The sequence below is a fragment of the Bacillus sp. RE35 genome (assembly GCF_052146655.1).
In the GTDB taxonomy this organism is placed as follows: domain Bacteria; phylum Bacillota; class Bacilli; order Bacillales; family Bacillaceae_G; genus Bacillus_A; species Bacillus_A cereus.
Genome location: NZ_CP197377.1, coordinates 4,802,145 through 4,812,500, shown reverse-complemented (window position 1 = coordinate 4,812,500; position 10,356 = coordinate 4,802,145). Strand labels below are relative to the sequence as shown.

Sequence of the window (10,356 nt, the reverse complement as noted above, 5' to 3'; positions counted from 1 at the left end):
GGAGGCCCGAACCCACGCACGTTGAAAAGTGCGGGGATGAGGTGTGGGTAGCGGAGAAATTCCAATCGAACCTGGAGATAGCTGGTTCTCCCCGAAATAGCTTTAGGGCTAGCCTTAAGTGTAAGAGTCTTGGAGGTAGAGCACTGATTGGACTAGGGGTCCTCATCGGATTACCGAATTCAGTCAAACTCCGAATGCCAATGACTTATCCTTAGGAGTCAGACTGCGAGTGATAAGATCCGTAGTCAAAAGGGAAACAGCCCAGACCGCCAGCTAAGGTCCCAAAGTGTGTATTAAGTGGAAAAGGATGTGGAGTTGCTTAGACAACTAGGATGTTGGCTTAGAAGCAGCCACCATTTAAAGAGTGCGTAATAGCTCACTAGTCGAGTGACTCTGCGCCGAAAATGTACCGGGGCTAAATACACCACCGAAGCTGCGGATTGATACCAATGGTATCAGTGGTAGGGGAGCGTTCTAAGGACAGTGAAGTCAGACCGGAAGGACTGGTGGAGTGCTTAGAAGTGAGAATGCCGGTATGAGTAGCGAAAGACGGGTGAGAATCCCGTCCACCGAATGCCTAAGGTTTCCTGAGGAAGGCTCGTCCGCTCAGGGTTAGTCAGGACCTAAGCCGAGGCCGACAGGCGTAGGCGATGGACAACAGGTTGATATTCCTGTACCACCTCTTTATCGTTTGAGCAATGGAGGGACGCAGAAGGATAGAAGAAGCGTGCGATTGGTTGTGCACGTCCAAGCAGTTAGGCTGATAAGTAGGCAAATCCGCTTATCGTGAAGGCTGAGCTGTGATGGGGAAGCTCCTTATGGAGCGAAGTCTTTGATTCCCCGCTGCCAAGAAAAGCTTCTAGCGAGATAAAAGGTGCCTGTACCGCAAACCGACACAGGTAGGCGAGGAGAGAATCCTAAGGTGTGCGAGAGAACTCTGGTTAAGGAACTCGGCAAAATGACCCCGTAACTTCGGGAGAAGGGGTGCTTTCTTAACGGAAAGCCGCAGTGAATAGGCCCAAGCGACTGTTTAGCAAAAACACAGCTCTCTGCGAAGCCGTAAGGCGAAGTATAGGGGGTGACACCTGCCCGGTGCTGGAAGGTTAAGGAGAGGGGTTAGCGTAAGCGAAGCTCTGAACTGAAGCCCCAGTAAACGGCGGCCGTAACTATAACGGTCCTAAGGTAGCGAAATTCCTTGTCGGGTAAGTTCCGACCCGCACGAAAGGTGTAACGATTTGGGCACTGTCTCAACCAGAGACTCGGTGAAATTATAGTACCTGTGAAGATGCAGGTTACCCGCGACAGGACGGAAAGACCCCGTGGAGCTTTACTGTAGCCTGATATTGAATTTTGGTACAGTTTGTACAGGATAGGCGGGAGCCATGGAAACCGGAGCGCTAGCTTCGGTGGAGGCGCTGGTGGGATACCGCCCTGACTGTATTGAAATTCTAACCTACGGGTCTTATCGACCCGGGAGACAGTGTCAGGTGGGCAGTTTGACTGGGGCGGTCGCCTCCTAAAGTGTAACGGAGGCGCCCAAAGGTTCCCTCAGAATGGTTGGAAATCATTCGTAGAGTGCAAAGGCATAAGGGAGCTTGACTGCGAGACCTACAAGTCGAGCAGGGACGAAAGTCGGGCTTAGTGATCCGGTGGTTCCGCATGGAAGGGCCATCGCTCAACGGATAAAAGCTACCCCGGGGATAACAGGCTTATCTCCCCCAAGAGTCCACATCGACGGGGAGGTTTGGCACCTCGATGTCGGCTCATCGCATCCTGGGGCTGTAGTCGGTCCCAAGGGTTGGGCTGTTCGCCCATTAAAGCGGTACGCGAGCTGGGTTCAGAACGTCGTGAGACAGTTCGGTCCCTATCCGTCGTGGGCGTAGGAAATTTGAGAGGAGCTGTCCTTAGTACGAGAGGACCGGGATGGACGCACCGCTGGTGTACCAGTTGTTCTGCCAAGGGCATAGCTGGGTAGCTATGTGCGGAAGGGATAAGTGCTGAAAGCATCTAAGCATGAAGCCCCCCTCAAGATGAGATTTCCCATAGCGTAAGCTAGTAAGATCCCTGAAAGATGATCAGGTTGATAGGTTCGAGGTGGAAGCATGGTGACATGTGGAGCTGACGAATACTAATAGATCGAGGACTTAACCATATAATATGAAGCAATGTTATCTAGTTTTGAAAGAATATAAAAAACTTGTTGACTTTCGAAAGTAAATGAGTTACAATAATTCTTGTCTTAAATGAATACAGTCTGGTAATGATGGCAGAGAGGTCACACCCGTTCCCATACCGAACACGGAAGTTAAGCTCTCTAGCGCCGATGGTAGTTGGGACCTTGTCCCTGTGAGAGTAGGACGTTGCCAGGCAAATGGAGGATTAGCTCAGCTGGGAGAGCACCTGCCTTACAAGCAGGGGGTCGGCGGTTCGATCCCGTCATCCTCCACCATTTAGCCGACTTAGCTCAATTGGTAGAGCAACTGACTTGTAATCAGTAGGTTGGGGGTTCAAGTCCTCTAGTCGGCACCAGAAATCATGGCGGTTGTGGCGAAGTGGTTAACGCACCGGATTGTGGCTCCGGCATTCGTGGGTTCGATTCCCATCAGTCGCCCCATTTTTCTTAAATAAATTAATATGCGGGTGTGGCGGAATTGGCAGACGCACCAGACTTAGGATCTGGCGCCTTTGGCGTGGGGGTTCGACTCCCTTCACCCGCACTTTTAATTAAATAACTCATACATGTCTTGCGGAAGTAGTTCAGTGGTAGAATACAACCTTGCCAAGGTTGGGGTCGCGGGTTCGAATCCCGTCTTCCGCTCCAATTTTCAATATGACATGCCGGGGTGGCGGAACAGGCAGACGCACAGGACTTAAAATCCTGCGGTGGGTGACCACCGTGCGGGTTCGACCCCCGCCCTCGGCACCATATGCGCCCGTAGCTCAATTGGATAGAGCGTTTGACTACGGATCAAGAGGTTAGGGGTTCGACTCCTCTCGGGCGCGCTTTTATTAACGGGAAGTGGCTCAGCTTGGTAGAGCACCTGGTTTGGGACCAGGGGGTCGCAGGTTCAAATCCTGTCTTCCCGATATTCCTAAAAAACATGGGGCCTTAGCTCAGCTGGGAGAGCGCCTGCCTTGCACGCAGGAGGTCAGCGGTTCGATCCCGCTAGGCTCCACTTATATTAATATCATTTATGGCGGTGTAGCTCAGCTGGCTAGAGCGTACGGTTCATACCCGTGAGGTCGGGGGTTCGATCCCCTCCGCCGCTACCATAAAGGACCTTTAGCTCAGCTGGTTAGAGCAGACGGCTCATAACCGTCCGGTCGTAGGTTCGAGTCCTACAAGGTCCACCATTAGACGTATATATCTCGGAGGTATACCCAAGTTCGGCTGAAGGGATCGGTCTTGAAAACCGACAGGCGGCGAGAGTCGCGCGGGGGTTCGAATCCCTCTACCTCCTCCATTTTTTCTAAAGTAAATATTTTATCATCGCGGGGTGGAGCAGCACGGTAGCTCGTCGGGCTCATAACCCGAAGGTCGCAGGTTCAAATCCTGTCCCCGCAACCAAATGGTCCCGTGGTGTAGTGGTTAACATGCCTGCCTGTCACGCAGGAGATCGCCGGTTCGACCCCGGTCGGGACCGCCATTTTTACATAAAGGCTCGGTAGCTCAGTCGGTAGAGCAGAGGACTGAAAATCCTCGTGTCGGCGGTTCGATTCCGTCCCGAGCCACCATTTTGAAGTTGCAAGCCGACTTAGCTCAATTGGTAGAGCAACTGACTTGTAATCAGTAGGTTGGGGGTTCAAGTCCTCTAGTCGGCACCACTTTCAAAATGAGCCATTAGCTCAGTTGGTAGAGCATCTGACTTTTAATCAGAGGGTCGAAGGTTCGAGTCCTTCATGGCTCACCATTTACAATTTAATGCGGGTGTAGTTTAGTGGTAAAACAAGAGCCTTCCAAGCTCTGGTCGAGAGTTCGATTCTCTTCACCCGCTTTTCAATTATGGGCCTATAGCTCAGCTGGTTAGAGCGCACGCCTGATAAGCGTGAGGTCGATGGTTCGAGTCCATTTAGGCCCACCATAATTGTTCCGCAGTAGCTCAGTGGTAGAGCTATCGGCTGTTAACCGATCGGTCGTAGGTTCGAGTCCTACCTGCGGAGCCATATTTATAGAGAAGTACCCAAGTGGCTCAAGGGGCTCCCCTGCTAAGGGAGTAGATCGCGAACGCGGTGCGAGGGTTCGAATCCCTTCTTCTCTGCCAGAACTGGCCCGTTGGTCAAGTGGTTAAGACACCGCCCTTTCACGGCGGTAACACGGGTTCGAATCCCGTACGGGTCATACTAAAAGAGATAGCATAATCTGCTATCTCTTTTTTGTTGTATAAAAATGGACTTTGGATAGTCTGCTTTTTTATGCAATAGAAGAAATATGAAGTATTCGCTGTTGCAGTTGGGGACATAGAGAGCCGTAAATACAATCATGTTAATTATTTGGACCTGTATGAATATGAAGGAATTAACTTCAACTTGAACTTTTACCCCAGCTGTATGGCTGTAGCCTCCTACACTTGGAGAAACCGATGAAAATGCATCTGGGAGCTACTGTGGAAAATAAATAATATATAGAAGAAGCTGCTTTCTCTCAATAGCTGTGATCTACTGAAGACAGCTTTTTTATGTTGTCAGTATTGTCGGTAAGTCGATATATTGCAAAAATCGCTGGTATAATTTCACTTACCGACAAAAACCACAAGAAAATCCCTTTCACAATCTAAAGAAAACGCCTCCATTGAAATGGATTCCACACCTATTCCAATAACTTTACACTCTATGTGAAAAAGTTCACAAATAGGTCATAATTTGTGAAGTAATTCACAATAATACGTGCTACAATATGAATGTAAAGAAGTTAAACAACATTAAATTAGTATTTTAATTAATTACTTAAACAATCATAAAAAAATATATGTGAACAATAGAGAGGGGAAATTACCATGAAAAAAGGTATCAATCGTGTAGTATTAGTAGGAACAGGAGCTGTAGGTTGTAGTTACGCTTACTCAATGATCAACCAAGGTGTAGCTGAAGAATTCGTATTAGTAGATGTTAATGAAGCAAAAGCAGAAGGGGAAGCAATGGACTTAAGCCATGCGGTACCATTCTCTCCATCACCAACAAAAGTTTGGAGCGGTAGCTATGCAGATTGTAAAGATGCAGATTTAGTAGTTATCACTGCTGGATTACCACAAAAGCCAGGTGAAACTCGTTTAGACTTAGTTGAGAAAAATACAAAGATCTTTAAACAAATCGTTCGCGGTATTATGGATAGCGGATTCGATGGAATCTTCTTAATCGCAACTAACCCAGTTGACATTTTAACTTACGTAACTTGGAAAGAATCTGGTTTACCAAAAGAGCGCGTAATTGGTTCTGGTACTACTTTAGACTCTGCTCGTTTCCGTTACATGTTAGGTGACTACTTAGATGTAGATCCACGTAACGTTCATGCTTACATCGTTGGTGAACACGGTGATACTGAACTTCCAGTATGGAGCCACGCTACTATCGGTGTACAAAAACTAGAAACAATCTTAGCTAACAACGAACAGTACAAACAAGAAGACTTAGATAAAATCTTCGAAAATGTACGTGATGCAGCTTACCATATCATCGAGCGTAAAGGTGCAACTTACTACGGAATCGGTATGTCACTACTTCGTGTAACTAAAGCAATCTTAAACAACGAGAACAGCGTATTAACTGTATCTGCATACCTTGAAGGCCAATACGGTGAGAAAGATGCTTACGTAGGTGTTCCAGCTGTAATTAACCGCGAAGGTGTACGTGAAATCGTAGAGCTTGAGTTAAATGAAGAAGAAAAAGCGAAGTTCGCTCATTCTGTAAAAGTATTAAAAGAAACAATGGCACCAGTACTATAATAATTGCTAAATCATTCAGGGGCGGGACACTGCTTCCTACCTCTGAATTCATATAATTTAATATAAATTCCTTTTCCGGTTTCCCTTGTATATCCCCAATATACCCCTTTTGCTGGATCAGGGTCGTTTATAGAAAAGAGCACCCTACTTTAAGTAGAGTGCTCTTTATTATTATTTTTTAGGCGTTAATCCTAATTTCTTTAAAATATCTGCCAGTGTACCGCTTTTTGATTTTTCAACAGGTGTTTGTGATTTAGATGCATCTGGACCTTTTTTCAAGAAGTTCTTTTCAACGAAGCGAATATCTTTTTCGTCGACAATACCATCTTTGTTAAGGTCGCCGTCTTTCACAGATAGTCCTTTTTTACTATAGTTGCTAGCGATAATTTCAGCATCTTTTATATCAATTACTTTATCGCCATTTACATCACCTGCAAGGTTTTCATCAAGGCGTGCATAATAATATTGGCCAAGTAGCTTGCCGTCTTTTTCAGTACCTAGTTTCGTAGTTAGGCGGCTTATTAAATGCCCTGGTACTTCTACATATAAGTTGTAGTCGCGTTTATTAACAGGAAGTCCATTTAATTTGAAGTATCCGTATTTATCTAGTGAGCCTTCAAACTTATGACGGTAAGAATCAGTCGCATATACTTTTACGTCAAGCTTTGTATAATCGAACTTTTCATCTAAATATCCGCGTTCATTTAAGAATGCACCAGGTTTAATATTTCCTTCTACTAATGAGTTTAAGGACATAACTGAGAATGTTTGATCTTGAAGTACACGCATTCTATTTGGTTCTGATTCACCTTGTTTCCAGTAAACAAAAATTGGTGATTCTAATTGAGCGTTTGCTTCATAAAACTCATCATTTTCTACTTTGAAAGTTACATCAATGAACGGGAAATCACCATCTAATCCAGCAAAATTTTTATCATCGATAGCTCCGCCAACTGTAACAGAGCCTGCCTCTAGTTTCGGTTCATTTACTTTTGCGGTTACCCCTTTTTGGGAAAGTAGCTTTTCAAAAGCAGGATTAAATTTCGCATTTGCAAATTTGAAGTTCTTCTCTAGGAAGTTTACATTAAATTGCCCAGCAACAAATTGTTTTACGTGTTTCGCGTTTAGTGTTACTGTGAACTCGTCATTTTTATATAATTCTTTTTTATCGTAACTAGTTTTTGCATATTGAGCACCTTGCGGGATAAACCAGTAGTTATTTACACCGTTTGGATAGTCAGGACCTGCAGTTGCATAATCGAAAATATATACGCCTGTGTTCATTGGACCTTCCGTTCTGAAGGAGTCAGGTGTAATGCCAACTTTAAAGTCGCCATTTGCATTAATCGGTAAAAACTTATGCAAGTATGGAGAATAGTCATAGTACATAACGCCATTCGCTTCTTGCGTAATGTTTAATCCTTTTCCTTTTAAGTAATCAACGTTTGAATCGTATACATTTCCTTTAATCCATAGTGCTTTTTTGCCATCTTCTACTGTATAATTTTCTTCATTTAACTCGTAAATACCAGGTTTTAATCCAGTTAATTTCACTTCTGGTGGTGTATTATCAATTACAACATAATCACCTTTTACACGTGCTTTCCCAGCCTTATCATAACCGACAAACTCAATTGTGTAGTCTCCTTCTGGTAAGTTAATTTTCTCATCACCGATTGGTTTTGCAGGATCATTTGTAAAAGGATACACTTTTCCATTAAAGAATGAATCTAAGTAGTAATACAAATCAGTTTTTAGGCCACTCGTGTTTAATGTTCCAATGAAGCCAAGAGCTTTATTTGTTTTGGAATCTTTTACGATAAGATCTAACGTTTCAAGTTCGCTGTTTAATTGGAATGCTCCGTGAACATACGATTCACCGTATGGATTGAATTTAGATGTATCAGTTGAAATTGCTTTTCTTGATAGTATTGCATTTTCAATACCAGGCTCTGATACACGAATAGAGAACGGGATTTGATATGTTTCTTCTTTATTTTTTGTGTTCGTAATATGAATGTACCCTTCATATCGGCCTTGTTTCACACCGGCTGGAACATTAATTTTTGCTTCAATTTCACCTGTTTTGCCAGCATCAAGAGTAATTGTTTCTGGAGCAGAGATTTTTACACCGTTTGCGACAGCATCGTTAATAGTAGACGATGCTGGTGTATAAGAAATTTCTGTTTTAAATTCTTTTTTCTCTTGTTTATTATGATTAGTTACTTTTATATTTCGTTTTTGTTCAAGAGCTTCACCGTCTTTTTGATAAAACTTACCGAATGCAATAGATCCAGTTTCTTCGGGTACTTCAATTACTTCATCATTTACAACAGTTTGTGTCGTATCTAATACTTTAAAGCTTGTTTCTGTACGAACGGCGTTGTAAGCATCTACTCGCCCAGCTCCAACTTCATATACGGAATATTTTTCTTTTAAATCATTAGCTGTGTTCATAAGAGACGCTTTTACATCGAACGGAGAGTAGTCTGGGTGTTCTTGTAAAATTAGAGCAGCAACGCCAGCGATATGAGGGGAAGCCATAGATGTTCCTTGCATACGCTCATAGGAAACAGCGTAGTTTTCACCCTCTTGCGGGTCGTTAATATATTCAGGAACTGTTGAAAGGATAGCGACACCAGGCGCTGTAATATCAGGCTTAATATCATCATTTGCTGTAACAGGACCGCGTGAGCTAAAGTCTGCAAGATGATCGCCTTCTGTTTGAATGTAATTAATTTCATCGAGAGTTAAGGAGGTGCTACCTTGTTCGATTTGAGCTTTTAGTTTTTCACCGTCTTCTTTCGTTAGGCGGAATGCTGGAATGTATTTTGTACTTTCGCCAACGTAGAAAGGAATTTCTCCATCCACATTGTTATAAATAATAACGGCTTTTGCACCTGCTTGTTTTGCATTAGCAATTTTTTCATCAAATGACAGTGTACCGCGTGCAACGAGAGCGATTTTTCCTTTTACATCTTTTTTACTAAACTCGTCAGGCGTACCAATTCCTACAGATTCAATAGGTAAAGTTTGTCCCTTGAAATCTTCTATTTTATCAGTGAAGTTTTTGCCGAATAGAATTAGGTTAGGAAATTGTAATTGTCCAGCATGACCTGATAGTTTCGGTAAGGAAATAGAGCTATCACTTGCTCCAACCGTAATTGCAAATGGCGAAGCACCTGGTGATCCGAGTGTTGATGGATTTGGTCCAGAGTTACCAGCAGCAACGACTGTAACAACGCCTGAAAGCATTGCATTATTAACAGCGATAGATGTTGGATCGAGTGGATTGTTGCTATCATCACCTAACGATAAGTTAATAACATTCATACCGTCAGAAATAGATTTATCAATTGCAGCGATAATACCTGAACTATCTCCACTTCCGTATGGGCCGAGTACACGATAGTTATACAGTTCAATGCCAGGTGCAACACCTTTTACTGCTGAATCAGATTGGTTCTTCTTTTGTGCAGAAACGATACCTGCTACGTGAGTGCCGTGGGCTGTGTAGAAGGAAGAACCACGGCTATCAAATTCAGGAGCACCAGATTGTTGCCATTCTGAATAAGTAGTTTCCATTGGATCTGCATCGTTATTAATAAAGTCCCAACCCTTTACTGAGTTTGGGTCTACTTTGCTAGAGTCCTCACCAGGTTTCGCGCGATAGCCTTTATATACGTCTTTTAAGTCAGGATGATTGTAATCAATACCTGTATCTAATACACCAACTTTAATTCCTTTTCCGGTAATGCCCTCACTATGTAACTTATCTACTCCAATTTGCGGGATGCTATCTGTTAGTTTTTGAGGTGCTTTTTGCTCAGCTTGTTTTGGTAAATTTAATTTCACTTCGTAATCTTTCCAAATGCGTTTTACAACGCCAATCCGTAACAATTCTTCTACTGTATTTGCTGGTAATGTCATCGCAACACCATTTATCGCATGCTTATAAGAACGTTTAATTTGTACAGACTGGAAGTTTCCTGATTTTACTGATGGGCTGAATTGATAAAGACGTTTTAGTCCTTTTTCGAATTCTTCATGTTCTTGATCAATACGTGCTTTTATATTTTCAGGAGCAGACTGTAATCCTTTTTCTTTTTGTTTTAATTCATTAATCTTTACTGGAGCAGTTTGAAATTCTACGATGATATTTACAGGCTCAGAACTACTCGTATTAATATCTGGTGAAATTGTAAAACCAGGGTTGGCATCTACCGTTTGTAATGCCAGGCGTTGTTCTTTAGAAAGCTTAGATAATATAGAATGAGCATTTGAAGATTCAATTTGGTTAATAGGATTTTCAGCAAGTACATTGAACGGAATAGCAGTTGAAAACAAAACGCCAGCTGTTACAATTCCGGTAACAAAACGATTTTTCTTTTTCATTTATAGGCCTCCGGTAATTTAT

The 10,356-nt window shown here is 43.2% G+C and carries 2 protein-coding genes, 22 tRNA genes and 2 rRNA genes (1 of these 26 cut by a window edge); 25 read left to right on the top strand and 1 reads right to left on the bottom strand.

The genetic code is table 11. The annotated features are described in order from the left end of the window. The 25 genes from ACTL4X_RS24715 to ACTL4X_RS24595 form a co-directional block, all read left to right on the top strand. Positions 1-2,152: ribosomal RNA gene (locus ACTL4X_RS24715) — 23S ribosomal RNA — on the top strand (it extends 770 nt beyond the left edge of the window). Positions 2,153-2,253: 101 nt separating this feature from the next. Further along, a 5S ribosomal RNA gene (gene rrf, locus ACTL4X_RS24710) occupies positions 2,254-2,369 on the top strand. A gap of 4 nt (positions 2,370-2,373) precedes the next feature. Further along, positions 2,374-2,449, top strand: a tRNA-Val gene (locus ACTL4X_RS24705). Positions 2,450-2,453: 4 nt separating this feature from the next. Continuing rightward, positions 2,454-2,529: transfer RNA gene (locus ACTL4X_RS24700), tRNA-Thr, on the top strand. A gap of 9 nt (positions 2,530-2,538) precedes the next feature. Further along, positions 2,539-2,614: transfer RNA gene (locus tag ACTL4X_RS24695), tRNA-His, on the top strand. A 22-nt stretch (positions 2,615-2,636) separates the two neighbouring features. Next, positions 2,637-2,717, top strand: a tRNA-Leu gene (locus ACTL4X_RS24690). A gap of 29 nt (positions 2,718-2,746) precedes the next feature. Then, positions 2,747-2,821, top strand: a tRNA-Gly gene (locus ACTL4X_RS24685). 16 nt (positions 2,822-2,837) lie between these two features. Further along, positions 2,838-2,926 (top strand) — tRNA-Leu (locus ACTL4X_RS24680). Positions 2,927-2,929: 3 nt separating this feature from the next. Next, positions 2,930-3,003, top strand: a tRNA-Arg gene (locus ACTL4X_RS24675). Positions 3,004-3,013: 10 nt separating this feature from the next. Further along, positions 3,014-3,087, top strand: a tRNA-Pro gene (locus ACTL4X_RS24670). A gap of 16 nt (positions 3,088-3,103) precedes the next feature. Next, positions 3,104-3,176: transfer RNA gene (locus ACTL4X_RS24665), tRNA-Ala, on the top strand. A gap of 20 nt (positions 3,177-3,196) precedes the next feature. Further along, a tRNA-Met gene (locus ACTL4X_RS24660) sits at positions 3,197-3,273 on the top strand. A gap of 4 nt (positions 3,274-3,277) precedes the next feature. Then, a tRNA-Ile gene (locus ACTL4X_RS24655) sits at positions 3,278-3,354 on the top strand. A gap of 17 nt (positions 3,355-3,371) precedes the next feature. Beyond that, positions 3,372-3,464 (top strand) — tRNA-Ser (locus ACTL4X_RS24650). 27 nt (positions 3,465-3,491) lie between these two features. Further along, a tRNA-Met gene (locus ACTL4X_RS24645) sits at positions 3,492-3,568 on the top strand. Positions 3,569-3,571: 3 nt separating this feature from the next. Beyond that, positions 3,572-3,647: transfer RNA gene (locus ACTL4X_RS24640), tRNA-Asp, on the top strand. 12 nt (positions 3,648-3,659) lie between these two features. Further along, positions 3,660-3,735, top strand: a tRNA-Phe gene (locus ACTL4X_RS24635). A gap of 14 nt (positions 3,736-3,749) precedes the next feature. Then, positions 3,750-3,825 (top strand) — tRNA-Thr (locus tag ACTL4X_RS24630). A gap of 10 nt (positions 3,826-3,835) precedes the next feature. Further along, positions 3,836-3,911: transfer RNA gene (locus ACTL4X_RS24625), tRNA-Lys, on the top strand. A gap of 13 nt (positions 3,912-3,924) precedes the next feature. Then, positions 3,925-3,995: transfer RNA gene (locus ACTL4X_RS24620), tRNA-Gly, on the top strand. 10 nt (positions 3,996-4,005) lie between these two features. Further along, positions 4,006-4,082, top strand: a tRNA-Ile gene (locus ACTL4X_RS24615). A 7-nt stretch (positions 4,083-4,089) separates the two neighbouring features. Beyond that, a tRNA-Asn gene (locus tag ACTL4X_RS24610) sits at positions 4,090-4,164 on the top strand. A gap of 7 nt (positions 4,165-4,171) precedes the next feature. Next, a tRNA-Ser gene (locus ACTL4X_RS24605) sits at positions 4,172-4,262 on the top strand. 5 nt (positions 4,263-4,267) lie between these two features. Next, positions 4,268-4,339, top strand: a tRNA-Glu gene (locus ACTL4X_RS24600). A 655-nt stretch (positions 4,340-4,994) separates the two neighbouring features. Beyond that, complete coding sequence (locus ACTL4X_RS24595; protein WP_000715339.1) at positions 4,995-5,939, top strand: L-lactate dehydrogenase; 945 nt, start codon at positions 4,995-4,997, stop codon at positions 5,937-5,939. A 171-nt stretch (positions 5,940-6,110) separates the two neighbouring features. Here ACTL4X_RS24595 and ACTL4X_RS24590 read toward each other — a convergent pair whose 3' ends face one another. Then, a complete protein-coding gene (locus tag ACTL4X_RS24590; protein ID WP_086691994.1) occupies positions 6,111-10,334 on the bottom strand; it encodes a S8 family serine peptidase in 4,224 nt (1,407 codons plus the stop codon). Between the last annotated feature and the right edge of the window lie 22 nt (positions 10,335-10,356).